The organism is Paracoccus angustae (assembly GCF_042648745.1).
GTDB lineage: Bacteria > Pseudomonadota > Alphaproteobacteria > Rhodobacterales > Rhodobacteraceae > Paracoccus > Paracoccus angustae.
Genome location: NZ_JBHRXY010000006.1, coordinates 78,971 through 95,925, shown reverse-complemented (window position 1 = coordinate 95,925; position 16,955 = coordinate 78,971). Strand labels below are relative to the sequence as shown.

At 68.0% G+C, this 16,955-nt stretch carries 17 protein-coding genes; 10 read left to right on the top strand and 7 right to left on the bottom strand.

The genetic code is table 11. From position 1 onward, the window contains the following. Positions 1–27 precede the first annotated feature (27 nt). Positions 28–1,479, top strand: coding sequence for a xylulokinase (xylB, locus tag ACFOM8_RS09900; protein WP_377761192.1), 1,452 nt, complete (start codon positions 28–30; stop codon positions 1,477–1,479). 40 nt (positions 1,480–1,519) lie between these two features. On the opposite strand, the gene ACFOM8_RS09895 is transcribed toward xylB, so the two are convergent. Together ACFOM8_RS09895 and ACFOM8_RS09890 are read right to left on the bottom strand one after the other, a co-directional pair. Beyond that, positions 1,520–2,770: a sensor histidine kinase gene (locus ACFOM8_RS09895; RefSeq protein ID WP_377761191.1), complete on the bottom strand. Its 1,251-nt coding sequence runs from the start codon at positions 2,768–2,770 to the stop codon at positions 1,520–1,522. Beyond that, the gene (locus ACFOM8_RS09890) at positions 2,767–3,492 is read right to left on the bottom strand and encodes a response regulator transcription factor (RefSeq protein ID WP_377761190.1); all 726 of its coding nucleotides are present in this window, start codon (positions 3,490–3,492) and stop codon (positions 2,767–2,769) included. The genes ACFOM8_RS09895 and ACFOM8_RS09890 overlap by 4 nt, the downstream gene beginning before the upstream one ends. A gap of 174 nt (positions 3,493–3,666) precedes the next feature. Here ACFOM8_RS09890 and ACFOM8_RS09885 point away from each other — a divergent pair, with 174 nt between their 5' ends. The 6 genes from ACFOM8_RS09885 (at position 3,667) to ACFOM8_RS09860 (ending at position 10,978) form a co-directional block, all read left to right on the top strand. Further along, positions 3,667–4,881 (top strand): efflux RND transporter periplasmic adaptor subunit, encoded by a 1,215-nt coding sequence (locus tag ACFOM8_RS09885; RefSeq protein WP_377761189.1) that lies wholly within the window; start codon positions 3,667–3,669, stop codon positions 4,879–4,881. Between the two features lie 3 nt (positions 4,882–4,884). Beyond that, positions 4,885–6,831, top strand: coding sequence for a MacB family efflux pump subunit (locus ACFOM8_RS09880; protein ID WP_377761188.1), 1,947 nt, complete (start codon positions 4,885–4,887; stop codon positions 6,829–6,831). 149 nt (positions 6,832–6,980) lie between these two features. Further along, entirely contained in the window at positions 6,981–7,955 is a 975-nt protein-coding gene (locus tag ACFOM8_RS09875; protein WP_377761187.1) for a tripartite tricarboxylate transporter substrate-binding protein, read from the top strand. A gap of 65 nt (positions 7,956–8,020) precedes the next feature. After that, positions 8,021–8,485: a tripartite tricarboxylate transporter TctB family protein gene (locus ACFOM8_RS09870; RefSeq protein WP_377761186.1), complete on the top strand. Its 465-nt coding sequence runs from the start codon at positions 8,021–8,023 to the stop codon at positions 8,483–8,485. Positions 8,486–8,494: 9 nt separating this feature from the next. After that, entirely contained in the window at positions 8,495–10,003 is a 1,509-nt protein-coding gene (locus ACFOM8_RS09865) for a tripartite tricarboxylate transporter permease (RefSeq protein WP_377761185.1), read from the top strand. A gap of 18 nt (positions 10,004–10,021) precedes the next feature. Next, positions 10,022–10,978, top strand: coding sequence for a Bug family tripartite tricarboxylate transporter substrate binding protein (locus ACFOM8_RS09860; protein ID WP_377761184.1), 957 nt, complete (start codon positions 10,022–10,024; stop codon positions 10,976–10,978). Positions 10,979–10,987: 9 nt separating this feature from the next. Here the strand turns inward: ACFOM8_RS09860 and ACFOM8_RS09855 are convergent, their stop codons facing one another. Next, positions 10,988–11,434: a hypothetical protein gene (locus ACFOM8_RS09855; RefSeq protein WP_377761183.1), complete on the bottom strand. Its 447-nt coding sequence runs from the start codon at positions 11,432–11,434 to the stop codon at positions 10,988–10,990. Next, positions 11,428–11,829, bottom strand: a complete 402-nt coding sequence (locus ACFOM8_RS09850; protein ID WP_377761182.1) for a hypothetical protein — start codon at positions 11,827–11,829, stop codon at positions 11,428–11,430. The genes ACFOM8_RS09855 and ACFOM8_RS09850 overlap by 7 nt, the downstream gene beginning before the upstream one ends. 108 nt (positions 11,830–11,937) lie before the next feature. On the opposite strand from ACFOM8_RS09850, the gene ACFOM8_RS09845 reads away from it, so the two are divergent. From ACFOM8_RS09845 to ACFOM8_RS09835, 3 genes are all read left to right on the top strand, one after another. Continuing rightward, entirely contained in the window at positions 11,938–12,927 is a 990-nt protein-coding gene (locus tag ACFOM8_RS09845; RefSeq protein ID WP_377761181.1) for a DUF808 domain-containing protein, read from the top strand. 67 nt (positions 12,928–12,994) lie between these two features. After that, the gene (locus tag ACFOM8_RS09840; protein WP_377761180.1) at positions 12,995–14,095 is read left to right on the top strand and encodes a M4 family metallopeptidase; all 1,101 of its coding nucleotides are present in this window, start codon (positions 12,995–12,997) and stop codon (positions 14,093–14,095) included. Positions 14,096–14,131: 36 nt separating this feature from the next. Beyond that, positions 14,132–14,413, top strand: coding sequence for a protealysin inhibitor emfourin (locus ACFOM8_RS09835; RefSeq protein ID WP_377761179.1), 282 nt, complete (start codon positions 14,132–14,134; stop codon positions 14,411–14,413). Positions 14,414–14,499: 86 nt separating this feature from the next. Here the strand turns inward: ACFOM8_RS09835 and ACFOM8_RS09830 are convergent, their stop codons facing one another. From ACFOM8_RS09830 to ACFOM8_RS09820, 3 genes are all read right to left on the bottom strand, one after another. Further along, a complete protein-coding gene (locus ACFOM8_RS09830) occupies positions 14,500–15,558 on the bottom strand; it encodes a DUF475 domain-containing protein (RefSeq protein ID WP_377761178.1) in 1,059 nt (352 codons plus the stop codon). Positions 15,559–15,636: 78 nt separating this feature from the next. Next, positions 15,637–16,599, bottom strand: a complete 963-nt coding sequence (locus ACFOM8_RS09825) for a CorA family divalent cation transporter (protein ID WP_377761177.1) — start codon at positions 16,597–16,599, stop codon at positions 15,637–15,639. A gap of 102 nt (positions 16,600–16,701) precedes the next feature. After that, positions 16,702–16,905 carry a CsbD family protein gene (locus ACFOM8_RS09820; RefSeq protein WP_377761176.1) on the bottom strand — a complete coding sequence of 68 codons (204 nt, stop codon included), beginning with the start codon at positions 16,903–16,905 and terminating at the stop codon, positions 16,702–16,704. Positions 16,906–16,955 lie beyond the last annotated feature (50 nt).

The window sequence follows — 16,955 nt, the reverse complement described above, 5'->3', positions numbered from 1 at the left end:
GAAGGCGGCGACGATAGGGGGACAAAGATGAGTTTTCTGGGAATCGACCTTGGCACCTCGGGCCTGCGGGCGCTGCTGGTGGACGGCGGCGGCAGGCCCATAGGCTCGACCGAGCGGCATTACCCCGTCAGCCATCCCCATTCCGGCTGGTCGGAGCAGGATCCCGCCGACTGGATCGCGGCGCTGGAAGGCGCGGTGTCGGAGCTGCGCGAGCGTCATCCCGAATTTCTGGCCCTGCGTGGCATCGGCGTGGCCGGTCACATGCACGGCGCGACGCTGCTGGATGACCATGACCGGGTGATCCGCCCCTGCATCCTGTGGAACGACACCCGCAGCCACGAACAGGCGGCCCGCCTGGACGCCGTTCCCGGCTTTCGCGAGCTGTCGGGCAACATCGTCTTTCCGGGCTTCACCGCCCCCAAGCTGGAATGGCTTCGAGAGCACGAGCCCGAAAACCACGCCCGCATCGCCCGGGTGCTGCTGCCCGCGGCCTTTCTGAACCTGTATCTGACCGGCGATCACGTCACCGACATGTCGGACGCGGCAGGCACGTCCTGGCTGGACACCGGCGCGCGCGACTGGTCCGACGCGCTGCTGGAGGCGGGCCACATGCGCCGCGGCCAGATGCCCCGGCTGGTCGAGGGGTCCGCCCCCGCAGGCCTGCTGCGCGGGGATCTGGCGCAGGCCTGGGGGCTGTCGCGCCCGGTCGCGGTTGCGGGGGGCGCGGGCGACAACGCCGCCGCCGCCTGCGGGATCGGCGCGATGGCCGAGGGGCAGGGATTCGTGTCGCTGGGCACCTCGGGGGTGCTGCTGGCGGCGCGGGACGGCTATCGCCCCGCGCCCGCGACGGCGCTGCACACCTTTTGCCATGCGGTGCCCGACACCTGGTACCAGATGGGGGTGATGCTGTCGGCGACGGACAGCCTCAACTGGCTGGCGCGGATCGCCGGGGCGAGCCCGGCGGACCTGACGGCGGGTTTGGGCGATACGCTGCGACAGCCCGGCGCGGTGCGCTTCCTGCCCTATCTTTCGGGCGAACGGACGCCCCACAACGACGCGGTCATCCGCGGGGCCTTCACGGGGCTTGGATCGGAAACCACCCGCGACGACCTGACCCGCGCCGTGCTGGAAGGCGTGGCCTTCGGTCTGCGCGACAGCCACGAGGCGCTGAAGGCCACCGGCGCGCGGCTGGAGCGGATCATGGCAATCGGCGGCGGCGCGCGGTCGCGGTACTGGCTGAAGGTCATCGCCACCGCGCTGGACGTGACGCTGACCCTGCCCGCCGACGGCGAATTCGGCGCGGCCCTTGGCGCGGCCCGGCTGGGGATGGCGGCGGCGGGCGCGGGCGGCATCCGCGACATCATGACGCCGCCGGAGGTGGTGGAGGAGATCGCGCCCGACGCCGCCCTGCGGGGCCGGTTCGACGCGGCCTATCAGGCCTTCCGCGCGGCCTATCCGGCGATCCGGGGGGCGCAGTGACCCCCTGAACAGGGCGGACAGGGCGGCGGACTTCGCCGACCTAGCCCCGCGCGGGCAGCACGACCCTTTGCCGCAAGCCCTTCGGCCGCATGTTCGCCAGCGTCACCTGTCCGCCCAGCTGATCGATGATCTGCCGCGCGATGGCCATGCCCAGACCCGCGCCGGGCAGGGCCTTGCGGCGGGCTTCGTCGACGCGGAAGAACGGCTCGAAGGCGCGTTCCATCAGGGGTTCGGGAATGCCGGGGCCTTCGTCCTCGATCACCAGTTCGGCCTGGCCGCCCCCCTGCGCCAGGCTGACGCGCGCGGCCTGGCCGTGGGTGGCGGCGTTGATCACCAGGTTGCGGACCGCGCGCTTCAAGGACAGCGGCTCCGCCACCACCGTCGCCGGGGCCAGGGACCGCAGCGTCACGCGATAGCCCAGGGCACGCAGTTCCCCCGTCACGTCCTCGACCAGCCGGTCAAGCCGCAGATCCCGGGCGTCGGCCCGCGTCACCTCGTCCCGGACCAGGCGGATGGCGCTGTCGGCGATGCCGTCAAGCTCGGCAAGATCGGCCAGCCATTTCTCGCGCTCGCTGTCGTCCTCGACGAATTCGGCGCGCAGGCGCATCCGGGTCATGGGCGTGCGCAGGTCGTGGCCCGCCGCGGCGACAAGCCGCATCCGGCTTTCCATCGCGGATTTCAGCCGCGAGGACAGGTGGTTCAGCGCCCGCGCCGTGGCCTGCGTCTCGGGCAGGCCGGTTTCCGGGATCGGCACCAGCACGCCGTCGCGGCCGATGCGGTCCACGGCCGATTCCAGGATCCGCAGCGGCCCGGTGATCCGTGTCGCCGCGATCAGCGACACCGCCGTGGCGCCGGTCAGGATCAGCGCCATCCAGGCCCCGAAGATGCGCCAGCCGCCTTTCGGCGGGCGCAGGTCCGGCAAGGGCAGGATCGCCCAGCGGTCCCCCAGATCGACCGAGATCCGCATCGTCGTTCCCTCGGGATCGGTTGTCACGAGAAGCGGATGCGTCATCCCCTGCCTTCCTAGGACGCGGGTCCAGCGCCGGGTCGATCGGTCCTGGGGCAGACCCGCCGCGGGCGCGTCGGCAAAGGCGATCCCCGCCCCCTGCGCGGCCTGCGGGTCGGTTTCGGCGAAGCGGACGTTCCAGGCGATCTGCCGCGCCACGGGGATGGTCGCGGTTTCCGGCAGGGGACGCTGCATCATCTGCATCGCCACCAGCGTCGCCAGCGCGATCACCGTGACGATGGCCAGGATCATGAACCCGGCGATGCGGTTGCGCAGCGAGGTCATGGATCGGGCGTTTCCACCTGCACCGGGACCGCCAGCTGATAGCCGCCGTTGCGCACGGTCTTGAACAGCGCGGGCACAGCCTCGGACGCCAGCTTGCGGCGAAGCCTGCTCATCAGCACGTCGATGGAGCGGTCCAGGGGATCGCGGCCGCGCCCCTGGGTCAGGTCGAGCAGGCGGTCGCGAGACAGCACGCGGCCCGGGCGTTCCAGAAAGGCCATCAGCAGGTCGAACTCGGCCCCGGTCAGGTCGATCTCGGCGCCGTCGGCCGTGACGCGCCGTTGGTCGGGGATCGCCTGAAAGCCCGCAAAGCGGAAACGGCGCGCCCCGTCGGCGGGGGCCGCGTCCTCGGGGCCGCTGCGGCGCAGCACGGCGCGGATGCGGGCGGTCAGTTCCCGGGGGTTGAAGGGCTTGCCCAGGTAATCGTCGGCGCCGATTTCCAGGCCGACGATGCGGTCCACGTCCTCCTTCAGCGCGGTCAGCAGGATCACCGGCACGCGGGGGCGCCGGTCCTGAAGGCTGCGGCAGATCTCCAGCCCCGTGCCGTCGGGCAGCATCACGTCCAGCACAAGAAGGTCGGGGCGCGCGTCGGCCACGCGCGCCAGGCATTCGCGCCGGTCCTGGGCCACGGTCACGCGGAACCCCTGCCCGCCCAGATAGCGGGCCAGCAGGCTGCGGATTTCGGCGTCGTCATCGACGACAAGGATATGGGGGCTGCCGGTCATGGGACGGTGATACCGCGTCCCGGCGCGGATGGGACCGGGAATTTTGCAACGGAATGTTTCCCGCCAGGCACCGGCAACATCCGTTTACAAATCTGCCCCCGGCGGGACGGGTGGTCGCATTGGATTTCCCAGGCGCGGCGTTATCTAGAGGGTCACGGATACAGGGAACAGGTCATGCGGTTCGGATTTCGTCACGGGGCGGTCGCGCTGGCGATCTGCGGCGCGCTGGCAGCGGGGGCGGCGGCGGTCGGCGTGGGCCAGCCCGCCGGGACCAGCGACGCGCCCTTGATCACCGCCCCTGTCACCCGCGGCGACATCGAGGTGACGGTGCTGGCCCAGGGCACGCTGAAGCCGCGCAACCTGGTCGCGGTGGGCGCGCAGGCCTCGGGGCGGATCACCCGCATCGCCGTGGAACTGGGGCAAACCGTCGGGAAGGGCGACCTGATCGCGGAAATCGATTCCGTCAACCAGCGGAACGCGCTGAAATCCGCGCAATCGGATCTGGCGGTCGCCCGCGCCCAGCGGGTCGAACGGGAAGCGACCCTGGATCTGGCGGAACGCACGCTGGTCCGGCTGGAGAAACTGCAACGCAGCAACCTGACCTTGCAGAACGAATACGACACGGCGGTGTCCGACGTGGCCGTGGCCAAGGCCCAGATCGAGGCGCTGGACGCCCAGATCGCCCAGGCCGCCGTCGCCATCCAGACGGCCGAGGCGAACCTGTCCTACACCCGCATCACCGCGCCAGGCGACGGCACGGTGCTGGCGATCACCGCCCAGCAAGGCCAGACGGTGAACGCCGCGCAATCGGCGCCCACCATCGTGGTTCTGGGCGACCTGACGCGGATGGAGGTCTTCGCCGAAATCTCGGAAGCCGACATCGGGCAGGTGGAACCGGGCCAGCAGGTCTGGTTCACGGTGCTGGGCGCGCCCGAACGCCGCTATGACGCGGTGCTGGAAGCCGTGGCCCCCGCCCCCGAAAGCATCGTCAACGATTCCAGCATCGGCGGCAGCAGCACGTCGTCCTCGGGCGCCGCGTCCGAGGCGATCTATTACAACGGCCGCTTCACCGTTCCGAACCCCGACGGCCGGTTGCGCACCTACATGACGGCCGAGGTCCATATCGTCCTGGGCGCCGCGCAGGACGTGCTGACGGTGCCCTCCATGGCGCTTGGATCGCCCGACAGCCAGGGCCGCTACCGCTTGCAGGTCCAGGGCCGCGACGGCGCGCTGGAGGACCGGGTGGTCAGCATCGGCCTGAACGACAAGGTCATGGCCGAGATCACCGAGGGGCTGGCCGAGGGCGAGCAGATCGTCACCGGAACGGGCAGCACCGACGGAGACGGCCCGGCGCGCAACCCGATGATGCCGCGCGGGATGCGGGGCTGAGCCATGGAAAACCAGCCGATCATCCAGTTGTCCGGGATCGGGCGCAGCTACCCCTCGGGCGAGGGCAGCCTGACCGTGCTGCGCGATGTCGATCTGTCGATCCGCCCCGGCGAGTTCGTGGCGATCATCGGCGCCTCGGGGTCGGGCAAGACCACGCTGATGAACATCCTGGGCTGCCTGGATCGCCCCAGCACCGGCACCTACCGCTTTGCAGGCCAGGACATCGGCGCGCTGGACAGCGCCGATCTGGCCGCGCTGCGGCGCGAACGCTTCGGCTTCATCTTCCAGCGGTATCACCTGCTGCCGGAACTGACCGCGCTCGGCAACGTGGAAATCCCCGCCGTCTACCGGGGCGAGGCCGCCTCGGACCGCCGGGCGCGGGCGGCGCGGCTTCTGGACCGCCTGGGCATGGGCGCAAGGCTGGGCCATCGCCCGGCGGCCCTGTCGGGCGGCCAGCAGCAGCGCGTGTCCATCGCGCGCGCGCTGATCAACGATGCCAGCGTCATCCTGGCGGACGAACCCACCGGCGCGCTGGACAGCCAGAGCGGCGAGGACGTGCTGTCGATCCTGGGCGAACTGAACGCCGACGGGCGCACCATCATCATCGTGACGCACGACCCCAAGGTCGCCGCCCGCGCCCGCCGCATCGTCGAGATCAGCGACGGCCGCATCATCGCCGACCGCCGCAACCGGCCCGATCCCGCCCCCGTCCGCCGCGACAAGGCCGCCCGGGGCGCGTCCGCCCTGCCCGGCTCCGCCTTTTGGGAGGCGCTGCGCATGGCGCTGGTGTCCATGCGCGCCCACAAGCTGCGCAGCTTTCTGACCATGCTGGGCATCATCATCGGCATCGCATCCGTGGTGTCGGTGGTGGCGCTTGGCGAAGGCTCGCGCCGGCAGGTGCTGGCGAACATCTCCTCCCTTGGCACCAACACGCTGGAAATCTTTCCGGGGCGCGACTTCGGCGACATGCGGTCGGGGCGCATCAAGACGCTTGTGGCCTCCGACGCCGAGGCGCTGGCCCGCCTGCCCTTTGTCGCGGCGGCGACGCCCGGCACGGCCACCACGGCCACGGTCCGCTTCGGCGGAACGGAAGCCAACGCCCAGATCAGCGGCGTGGGCGGCGATTACTTCACCGTCACCGGGTCGAAGATCGTCGCGGGCCGCGGCTTTTCCCCCACGGCCGTCGCCCGCATGGCGCAAGAAACGGTGATCGACACCAACACCCGCGACAGTCTGTTCGCCGGGCGCGCCGACAGCGGCGTGGGCCAGGTGATCTATGCGGGCAACGCCCTGCTGCGCGTGGTGGGCGTGGCCGAGATCGCCTCGCGCGGGCCGGGGGGCAGCCAGAACCTGCGGCTTTACGCGCCCTACACCACCGTGCAGGCGCGCTATCTGGGGACCAGCACGCTGTCCAGCCTGACCCTGCGCATCGCCGACGATGCCGACATGGGCGCCGCGCAGTCCGCCGTGACGGACTTCCTGACCCGGCGGCACGGCGCGCGGGACTTCTTCATCGTCAACACCGACGAGATCCGGCAGACCATCACCGCGACCACCGGCACGCTGACGCTGCTGATCTCGGCCATCGCCGTGATCTCGCTGATCGTCGGAGGCATCGGGGTGATGAACATCATGCTGGTGTCCGTCACCGAACGCGTGGGAGAGATCGGGCTGCGCATGGCGGTCGGCGCGCGGCGCGGCGACATCCTGCAACAGTTCCTGATCGAGGCCGTGCTGGTCTGCATGATCGGCGGCGTGCTGGGCATCGGGGCGGCGCTTGGCTTCAACCTGGTTTTCGACCGGCTGAACACCAGCTTCACGATGATCCAGTCCCCCCACGCCATGATCGCGGCGCTTGCCAGTTCCACCCTGATCGGCATCACCTTCGGCTTTCTGCCCGCCCGCAGCGCGTCCCGCCTGGATCCCGTGGCCGCGCTTTCAAGGGGTTAGCCTTCGCATTTCGCGCGACGCGGCGAAAGTTGGACAGCTTGGACAAGAGCTTGCGAAAAAATCATTGTGTCCTGCCGGATTGCTGACGCAATCTGGCCTCAGCGTGACGGCTGCGTAAAGCGCGCCGCATAACCAGTCTGGGAGGACACATGACCTTATCCAAGTTGACGGCCGGGCTTTTCGCGGCCACCGTTCTGACCGCGCCCGCCTTCGCCCAGGGCTATCCCGAACGCCAGATCACCATGGTGGTGCCGTTTTCCGCCGGGGGGCCGACCGACACCGTGGCCCGCCTGGTCGCCGAACGCATGTCGGACGACCTGGGCCAGCAGATCGTGATCCAGAACGTCGGCGGCGCGGGCGGCACGCTGGGCGCGGGCCAGGTCGCCAACGCGGAAGCCGACGGATACACGGTGCTTTTGCACCACATCGGCATGGCCACGTCCGAGACGCTGTATCGCAACCTGGCCTATGACACGCTGAACGCCTTCGAATACGTGGGCCTCGTGACCGAGGTGCCGATGGTTGTCACCGCGCGGCAGGATTTCGAACCGGCCGATTTCCCGGCCTTTGTCGAATACGTCAAGGCCAACGCCGATTCGCTGACGCTGGCCAATGCCGGGATCGGCGCGGCCAGCCATCTGTGCGGGATGCTGCTGATGCAGGCGCTGGAAGCGCCGCTGGTCACGGTTCCCTACAAGGGCACCGGCCCGGCCATGACCGACCTGCTGGGCGGGCAGGTGGACATCATGTGCGACCAGACCACCAACACCACCCAGCAGATCAAGGCCGGCACGATCAAGGCCTATGCCGTGACCACGCCCGAACGGCTGGAACTGTTCCCCGACCTGCCCACCGCCGCCGAATCCGGGTTCGAGGCGATGCAGTTCGGCATCTGGCACGGGGTCTATACCCCCAAGGGCACCCCGGCCGAGATCAACCAGCGCCTGTCCGAATCGCTGCAAAAGGCGCTTGCCGACGAAGGCGTGGCGCAGGCCATGGCCGACCTGGGCACCGCGCCCTCGTCCGCAGCCGACGCCACGCCCGAGGCGCTGAAGGCCAAGCTGGAGTCCGAGATCGCCCGCTGGAAACCGGTGATCGAGGCGGCTGGCGTTTACGCCGACTGACCCACATCCCCGCCGCCATTCCGGCGGCGGGGTTTTTGCGACACGCGGGGGGATGCGGGGGGATCATGTCCACGAAACCGAAAGACGGCACCGACATCGCGGCGGGCCTGCTGTTCATGGCCATCGCCGCCTTTTTCGGCTGGCAGTCCCTGGGGTTGGAGATGGGCACCTCGATCCGCATGGGACCGGGCTATTTCCCCATGGTCCTGTCGGGGCTGCTGTTTCTGCTGGGCGCGGTGATCCTGTGGAAGGCTTATGGCCGCCCCGACGACGAGCCTTTCGGGCGCATCGCCTGGCGCGGCATCGCGTTCATCCTGCCCGCGCCGATCTTCTTCGGCCTGACCGTGCGCGGCCTGGGCTTCGTGCCCGCGCTGTTCGTCACCACGCTGATCGCGTCGCAGGCATCGGTGCGGATGCGCCCGCTGTCCGCGCTGATCCTGGCGGTGGCGGTGACGATCCTGGCGACGCTGGTCTTCTCCTACGGCCTGGGGCTGCCCTTCCGGCGCTTCGGCCCCTGGCTGCCATTCTAAGGGGCGCGCATGGACCTGCTTTCCAATCTTGCGATGGGCTTCGGCGTCGCCTCGTCCTTGGCGAACCTGGCCTTCTGCCTGATCGGGGTGCTGCTGGGCACGCTGATCGGCGTGCTGCCCGGCATCGGCGCCACGGCAACCATCGCCATGCTGCTGCCGATCACCTTCCAGCTTGAACCCGTGTCCTCGCTGATCATGCTGGCAGGCATCTATTACGGCGCGCAATACGGGGGTTCCACCACCGCGATCCTGATCAACATGCCGGGCGAAAGCTCGTCTGCGGTGACCGCCATCGACGGCTACCAGATGGCGCGCAACGGCCGCGCGGGAACGGCGCTGGCGACCGCCGCACTGGGGTCGTTCTTCGCGGGCAGCGTGGCGACCTTTCTGGTGGCGATCTTCGCGCCCCCGCTGACGGCTATCGCGCTGAAGTTCGGGGCCGCGGAATATTTCAGCCTGATGGTCATGGGCCTGGTGATGTCGGTGGCGCTGGCGCACGGATCGGTGCTGAAGGCCCTGGCCATGGTCGTGCTGGGCCTGCTTCTGGGCATGGTCGGCACCGATGTCTATACCGGCGCGCCGCGCTTCACGATGGGCATGACCCAGTTCGCCGACGGGCTGAACTTCGTGGCCGTCGCGGTGGGCGTTTTCGGCATCGCGGAAATCCTGCGCAACCTGGAGGACGAGCATGACCGCCAGGTGATGACCAAACACATCACCCGCCTGTTCCCCTCGGGCGACGAGTTCCGCCAGATGATCGGCCCGGTGCTGCGCGGCACGGGCGTGGGATCGGTTCTGGGCATCCTGCCCGGAGGCGGCGCGATCCTGGCGGCATTCGCCAGCTACACGGTCGAAAAGAAGCTGTCCAAGCACCCCGAGGAATTCGGCAAGGGCGCGCTGGCCGGGGTCGCGGGGCCGGAATCCGCCAACAACGCGGGCGCGCAGACCTCCTTCATCCCGCTCTTGACGCTGGGCATTCCCGCCAACCCGGTGATGGCGCTGATGATCGGGGCGATGATCATCCAGGGCATCGTGCCGGGGCCGAACGTGGTCTCGGAACAGCCCGCGCTGTTCTGGGGCATCATTGCGTCCATGTGGATCGGCAACCTGATGCTGGTGGTTCTCAACCTGCCCTTGATCGGGCTGTGGGTGAAGCTGCTGACGGTGCCCTATTACGTGCTGTTCCCGATCATCATGGCGATGTGTTCCATCGGGGTCTATTCGGTCAACTCGAACCCTTACGACCTGTTCGCCGTCGCCTTTTTCGGGCTGCTCGGATACGTCATGTCCAAGCTGCGCTGCGAGCCCGCGCCCCTGCTGCTGGGCTTCGTCCTGGGTCCGCTGCTGGAGGAGAACCTGCGCCGGGCCATGATCCTGTCGCGCGGCGATCCCGCCACCTTCGTCACCCGCCCCATCAGCGCGGGCCTGCTGATCCTGTCGCTGGCGATCCTGGTCTTGGTCTTTCTGCCCCAGATCCGCAAGCGCCGCGACGAGGTCTTCACCGAAAGCGATGCTTGATCAACGAAAGGACTGCCCATGATGACCCGCCGCCTTCTGCTGGGAACCGCCCTGGCCCTCGGGTTTGCCGGAACCGCCGCCGCCGCGTTTCCCGAGCGTTCCATCACCCTGGTCATCCCCTTCGCCGCCGGAGGCTCGACCGATGTGGTGGGCCGCATCGTCGCCGATCGGATGAGCGCGGAACTGGGCCAGCAGGTCGTCGTTCAGAACGTCGGCGGCGCGGGCGGCAGCCTTGGGGCGCAGCAGGTCGCCGAGGCGGATGCGGACGGCTACACGATCCTGATGGGCACGGTCGCCACGCACGCGCTGAACCCGCTGATCCTCAAGCAGAAGCCCTACGATCCGGTGACCGACTTCGCGCCCGTGTCGCTTCTGGTGCTGGTGCCGAACGTGCTGGCGGTGAACCCGGAACTGCCGGTGAACACGGTGCAGGAACTGATCGACCTGGCGAAAACCGAACCGCTGGCTTATGCGTCCTCGGGCAACGGCACGCCGCTGCATCTGTCGGGCGAGCTGTTCAAGTCCATGGCGGGGGTGGAAATCGACCACATCCCCTACAAGGGCTCGGGCCCGGCGCTGACCGACGTGCTGGGCAACCAGGTGCCGATCATCTTCGACAACCTGCCTTCGGCGTCCGGGCATATCAGCAGCGGCAAGCTGCGCGCGCTTGGCGTGACCACCGCCGAGCGCGCCGCCAGCTTCCCCGATGTTCCGACCATCGCGGAAACCCTGCCGGGCTACGAGACCTACAGCTGGAACGCCCTTTTCGCCCCCGCGGGCACCCCGCCCGAAGCCGTCGAGGCGCTTGCCGCCGCCGCCCGGACCACCATGGCCGATCCTGCCGTCGCCGAACGCATGGCCGAGTTTTCCGCCACCATCGTCGCGTCCACGCCCGAGGAACTGGCCGAGCATGTGAAGGCCGAGATGGCGAAATGGGAACCCGTGGTGCGGGACGCGAACGTCAGCATGGATTAAGCCGGCCCTTCATGGCGTCGGCCCGCCGTCCAGCGGGCCGATGACAACGGTGTCCAGAAGAATTCCAAGCGCCATCATGGAACAGGCCGAAACCATGGCCGCCCTGCCCAGTGCGGGCGTGTAGAAGGCGCCGCGGCGCCTCAGCACCCTTTGGTTGATCACCAGATAAGCGGCCGAGGCGAAAGCAAGGGCGAACAGGAAGCTTCCCGTCACGGCGGGCGGCCGTCCCATCTGGGGCAGCAGACCGGACAGGATGTTCGCGACGAACAGCCCCGTCCAGTGATGAAGATACATGGGATACCCGATGCCGCCCGCAAAGACCCCGACCGGACCGCGATGCCCCGGTCTTGCGGCCAGCAGGACGATTGTCGCGGCAACAACGGGAACGGCATGACGGTATTCCAGCATGCCCGTCCAGCCTGCCCAGCCGACGATCAGCAGAACGGCCGTCAGCAACGCCGTGCCGGCAGGCCGGAGGTGCCAATCGCGCCGCCGCCGTTGAAGCATGGCCGCCAGAACGCCCGCCGAAATCGACCCATAGAAGCCTGATCGGCGATGGCCGCGGCGGTCAGCAGGCCCCAGGCCAGAATCGAATGGCGCAGCGGGATCAGCACCAGCAGCAGCGGGGCAATCAGATAGAACTGTTCCTCGACCGCGATGGACCAGAAATGCGCCCCGGTTCCGTGCATCGGCATTGCGCCGGTGACTTCCGGGATCTTCACGATGAACCAGTTGTGGATCAGCGTCTGGCAGTAAAAGGGCGCCAGACCGTCCTTGAGAAAGGCGACGGTCCATCGACCAGAGAAAACTTGCCCGTAATATCGCCGGCGGCGGAAACTACAATCGGCCATGGGGCTTTTGGTTACCGCACCATGAACCCCGCCCTGCTGTTCGCCCTTGCAGCCGCCCCGCACCGCGGCAAGATCATCAAAGGCGCTGCTGGCAAAGATGAGGATCGGATGAGCGGACTTTTGGCACTTCTGGACGATGTGGCGTCGATCTCGAAGGTCGCGGCGGCGTCCATCGACGACGTGACGGGGCAGGCCGTCAAGGCCGGGGCAAAGGCGGCGGGCGCGGTGATCGACGACGCGGCGGTGACGCCCAAATACGTCCACGGCTTTGACGCCAGCCGCGAGATCCCCATCGTCTGGAAGATCGCGCGCGGCTCTCTGTTCAACAAGCTGGTGATCCTGCTGCCGGTCGCGCTGCTGTTGTCGTCCTTCGCGCCCTGGGCGATTTCCCCGCTGCTGATGCTGGGGGGCGCCTATCTGTGCTACGAAGGCGCGGAAAAGGTGGCCCACGCGCTCGGCTATGGCGACACCCACGACAGCAAGGAACACACCCATCCCGAAGGCGACGGCGCCGCGCTGGAGGAGGCGCGCGTGGCGGGCGCGATCAAGACCGACTTCATCCTTTCGGCCGAGATCATGACCATCGCCCTGGCAACCATCCCCGCCAGCGACACGCTGGTGATGCGGACGCTGATCCTGGCGGTGGTGGCGGTGGGCATCACCGTCGCGGTTTACGGCTTTGTCGCGCTGATCGTGAAGGCCGACGATCTCGGCGTGCATCTGGCGGCGCGGCGGAACGGCCTGTCCTCGGCCCTTGGGCGCGGCATCGTCAAGATCATGCCCGGCTTCATGCGGGTGCTGACCATTGTCGGAACCGCCGCGATGATCTGGGTCGGCGGGCAGATCGTGCTGCACGGCCTTGCCGAACTGGGCTGGTCCGCGCCCTACGACTGGATTCACCACCAGGCCGAGGCGGCCGCCCATGCCGTTCCGCAGGCGCCCGGCCTGGTGGCTTGGGCGGTGACGGCGTTCTTCGACGGCATCTTCGGGCTGGTTCTGGGGATGATCCTGATCCCCGTCGCCCATTACATCGTCAATCCCCTGCTGCGGGCGACGGTTCTGCCGCTGGTTGCGCGGCTGCGCGGCGCCCAGGGCTGACGTTCCTGTTTCGTTCCGGCCCTCGCCATGCTAACATGAGGCGAATTTCCAGAACGGGATTCGCCTCATGTGCTTTTCGCTCCAGTGTTCGCACCATCATCCGATCGCCTGCATCGTGCCCCCCTACATGCTGCGGGTGCTGGCGCTGCGGGGCGATCCCAGAACCGCCGAGATGGCGCGGACCCTGCTGAAGCAGACCGAGAAGCTGCGCGAGGAACGGGCGGACCTGACCGGCCCCGGCCTGCCCCCCTCGGAACCCTTCGCCGGCGCCTATGCCACAAGCGCCGTTGTTCCGGCCGAGGGCCTGTGCTGCCCCGACCGGCGCATCCATGACGGCCAGTTCAGGGCCGCCCTGCCCGGCAAGCTGATCCGGTCCGAAGGCGACGGCCCGACCGGCATCGCCGACGCCGACACCGCCTATGACGCGGCGGGCCAGGTCTTTTCCCTGTTCGCCGAGGAATACGGCCGCAATTCGCTGGACGGCCAAGGGATGCCGCTGGTGGCCACCGTTCATCACCGCCGCGATTACAACAACGCCTTCTGGAACGGCACGCAGATGGCCTATGGCACCGGCGACGGCAAGGTGTTCCGCACCTTTCTGGAACTGTCGGTGATCGGGCACGAGATGGCGCATGGCGTCATCCAGCATTCGGGCGGGCTGATCTATGAAAACCAGTCGGGCGCGCTGAACGAAAGCATCGCGGACGTGTTCGGCAGCCTGGCCCTGCAACGGGCGCTCGGACAAGAGGTCCACCAGGCCGACTGGCTGGTGGGCAAGGGCATCCTGGGCCCCGGCATCAACGGCGCCGCGCTGCGCAGCATGAAGGCGCCGGGCACCGCCTATTCCGACGACCTGCTGGGCCAGGATCCGCAGCCCTGGCACATGGATCATTTCGTGGCGACCGGCGACGACAATGGCGGGGTGCACATCAACTCGGGGATCCCGAACCACGCCTTTTACCTGTTCTGCGCGTATCTGGGCGGGCGGGCGTGGGAACTGCCGGGCCGGGTCTGGTACCGGGCGTTGCAGACGCTGAACAACCCGATGGCCAGCTTCTCGGACTGGGCGGACCAGACCATGGACGCCGCCATCGAACTGGCCGGGCGCGGCAGCATCGAAACGGTCATGCTGCGCCGCGCCTGGAAACTTGTCGGAATCGCGATCTAGGCCTAGATTTGCCCCATTCACCGGGGGATCATCGCCATGATCATCGAAATCGCGGCGCAGGGCGGATTTGGCGGCATCGCCGCCGCGAACCTGCACAAGACCATCGACGTGTCCGACCAGCCCGAACAGATGCGCCAGGAACTGTGCGAAGCCTTCGGACCGGACGAGCTGGCCCGACTTGCCCGCCAGCCCTGCGGCGACTGCGCCGACCGGCTGACCTACCGCATCACCGTGACCAAGGACCGCCAAAGCCGCAGCTTCACCCTGCGCGAGGCGCAGATCCCGCCCGACATGCTGGATCTCATCGACCAGATGTAGAAAGGCGCGGCCCGAACCGCGCCTGTTCACCTTTGCACAAATATCCTCTGGGGGTCCGGGGGGCGAAGCGCCCCCGGCCTTCGCCATCAGTGATGCGCCCCGCCCTTGTGCCGCCGGTTCCACATGACCGAATTGACAAAGGCCGTGGCGATGAAGACCGCGCCCAGCAGGCCGGTCACGACCTCGGGCAGATGCCACATGGTCTGGCCGAACATGAGGATCGACAGGATCAGGATCGACCAGAAGGCGCCGTGCTCCAGGTAACGGAACTCGGCCAGGGTGCCGCGTTCGACCAGCATCACGGTCATGGACCGCACGTACATGGCGCCGATCCCCAGGCCGATCGCGATCAGGAACAGGTTCTGGGTCAGCGCAAAGGCCCCGATCACGCCGTCGAAGCTGAAGGAGGCGTCCAGCACCTCGAGATACAGGAACCCGCCCAGGCCCACCTGCGCGGTGCCGCGCGCGGCGTCCTGCGCCTGGCCCCAGCGGTCCAGGACGTGGCCAAGCGCGTCCACGCCCAGAAAGGTCACGATCCCCCACATGGCGCTGAACATGAAGACATGCTCCTCCTCGAAGGGCAGCAGCCAGACGAACAGAAGGATCAGCACCAGGACAAAGCCGACCTCCATGCCGCGGACCGATCCGCACCGGCGCAGGGCGCGTTCGATCTTGCCGATCCAGTCCACCTTTTTCGACTGGTCGAAAAAGAAGGACAGCGCCACCAGCATCAGAAAGGCGCCGCCAAAGGCGGCGATGGGCAGATGCGCCTCGTTGATCAGGCGCGAATATTCCTGGGGATCGGTGGCCGCCAGCCGGATGGCGGCCAGCGGCCCGACATGCGCGGCGATCACCACGATCAGCAGCGGGAAGATGACGCGCATCCCGAACACCGCGATCAGGATCCCCCAGGTCAGGAAGCGGCGCTGCCATTTCGGCGTCATTTCCTTCAGCTTGTTGGCGTTGACGATGGCGTTGTCGAAGGACAGCGAGATTTCAAGAACCGCCAGCACAAGCGCGATCATCAGAAAGGACACCGCCCCGGCCGCGGCGCCGGTGAAGCGATAGCCCAGCCAGCCGGCCAGAAGGATCCCAAGAAGGGTGACGATCACCGGCCAGCGCAGATAGGACAAGGACGAACGCATGAGTTTCCCTCTTGTTCGGTTCCGACCAATAGGCGGACGGTCCCGGGCCGGCAAGGGCCCGGCTCCCCGGCCCGGGCCTTAGAGCCAGCGTTTCCAGCGCAGCACAAGCCAGGTGGCGGCGGCGGTCGCGGCCATCAGGGCCAGGGCCATCGGATAGCCCCAGCTTGCGTGCAGTTCGGGCATCACGTCGAAGTTCATGCCGTAGATGCTGGCGATCAGCGTTGGCGGCAGGAACAGCGCGGCCACCACGGACAGGATGCGCACGGTGCTGTTCTGTTCCAGGGTGATCAGGCCCAGCGTCGTGTCCACCGCCAGGCTGACGCGCGATCCCAGGAAATCGGCATGAACCTCCAGCGCCTGGACATCGCGCAGCTGGCCCTTGACGGCCGGGCGCAGCCTGGAGGATTCGGGCTGCTCGTCGATGGTGGCGATATAGAAGGCCAGCATCCGCTCGATGGTCAGCAGGGACAGGCGGATGCGGGCCATGGCCTCGGCCTCGCGGCCCACCTGGCGCAGCGCGGCTTGCAGGCGGTCGCTCTGGCCCCGCGCGCTTCGCGTCTCGAAAACCATCAGGGTGGTGTCGTCCAGCACCCGCCCCGAGCCTTCCAGAAGATCGGCCAGCCGGGCCACGATCTCCTCGACCAGGCCCACGAACAGGCGGTGCGGCGTGGAACAGCCCAGGGTCGAGCGTTCGCCCCGTTCGGGATAGGTCAGAAAGGGGCGCGGGGAATGGTGGCGCACCGTCACCAGCCGCCGCGGGGACAGGATAAAGCTGACCGGCATCACCACGCGGCTGCCGTCGCCGCGTTCGCCCGGCAGCACGGCGGTCATGGTGTCCATTCCCGCCTCGCGGTAAAGGCGGTTCGAGATCTCGATTTCCTCCATGTCGGCCAGGGTCGGCACATCGACGCCCAGTTCGCGCAGCCGGGCGGTCTCGTCCTTGTCGGGCGCGATCAGGTCGATCCAGATCGCCTCCGCCAGCGGCGCGCCCTTGTCCTGGCGGGCGATGCGGCCTTGGCGGATGACATAGGAATACATCATGGAAGCGAACCCCGGCGCTGACCTCCGGCCTTGGTAGCGCAGCGGGGCGCAAAGAAAAAGGGCGCCGGAACGGCACCCTTTTCCTTGGCTCGGCGGACCGGCTCAGAGCGTGCGGTCGCGGAAATAATCGTCGATCTCGCGTTCGGCGTCGTTCTTGGACCAGCCGTATTTTTCCTGGAGCTTGCCCGACAGGCGATCCTTGTTGCCGTCGATCTGGGTCAGCTCGTCATCGGTCAGATCGCCCCATTTTTCCTTTACGGAGCCTTTGACCTGGTTCCATTTGCCCTGGATGATGTCCCAGTTCATCTGATGCCTCCTTTCGAAGCTGCGGTATGCCGGATAAACATTCCGCAGCT

Coding starts and splice junctions, on each gene's coding strand:
- xylB (WP_377761192.1), top strand. CDS start 28: ATGAGTTTTCTGGGAATCGACCTTGGCACCTCGGGCCTGCGGGCGCTG.
- ACFOM8_RS09895 (WP_377761191.1), bottom strand. CDS start 2,770: ATGACCTCGCTGCGCAACCGCATCGCCGGGTTCATGATCCTGGCCATC.
- ACFOM8_RS09890 (WP_377761190.1), bottom strand. CDS start 3,492: ATGACCGGCAGCCCCCATATCCTTGTCGTCGATGACGACGCCGAAATC.
- ACFOM8_RS09885 (WP_377761189.1), top strand. CDS start 3,667: ATGCGGTTCGGATTTCGTCACGGGGCGGTCGCGCTGGCGATCTGCGGC.
- ACFOM8_RS09880 (WP_377761188.1), top strand. CDS start 4,885: ATGGAAAACCAGCCGATCATCCAGTTGTCCGGGATCGGGCGCAGCTAC.
- ACFOM8_RS09875 (WP_377761187.1), top strand. CDS start 6,981: ATGACCTTATCCAAGTTGACGGCCGGGCTTTTCGCGGCCACCGTTCTG.
- ACFOM8_RS09870 (WP_377761186.1), top strand. CDS start 8,021: ATGTCCACGAAACCGAAAGACGGCACCGACATCGCGGCGGGCCTGCTG.
- ACFOM8_RS09865 (WP_377761185.1), top strand. CDS start 8,495: ATGGACCTGCTTTCCAATCTTGCGATGGGCTTCGGCGTCGCCTCGTCC.
- ACFOM8_RS09860 (WP_377761184.1), top strand. CDS start 10,022: ATGATGACCCGCCGCCTTCTGCTGGGAACCGCCCTGGCCCTCGGGTTT.
- ACFOM8_RS09850 (WP_377761182.1), bottom strand. CDS start 11,829: ATGGCCGATTGTAGTTTCCGCCGCCGGCGATATTACGGGCAAGTTTTC.
- ACFOM8_RS09845 (WP_377761181.1), top strand. CDS start 11,938: ATGAGCGGACTTTTGGCACTTCTGGACGATGTGGCGTCGATCTCGAAG.
- ACFOM8_RS09840 (WP_377761180.1), top strand. CDS start 12,995: ATGTGCTTTTCGCTCCAGTGTTCGCACCATCATCCGATCGCCTGCATC.
- ACFOM8_RS09835 (WP_377761179.1), top strand. CDS start 14,132: ATGATCATCGAAATCGCGGCGCAGGGCGGATTTGGCGGCATCGCCGCC.
- ACFOM8_RS09830 (WP_377761178.1), bottom strand. CDS start 15,558: ATGCGTTCGTCCTTGTCCTATCTGCGCTGGCCGGTGATCGTCACCCTT.
- ACFOM8_RS09825 (WP_377761177.1), bottom strand. CDS start 16,599: ATGATGTATTCCTATGTCATCCGCCAAGGCCGCATCGCCCGCCAGGAC.
- ACFOM8_RS09820 (WP_377761176.1), bottom strand. CDS start 16,905: ATGAACTGGGACATCATCCAGGGCAAATGGAACCAGGTCAAAGGCTCC.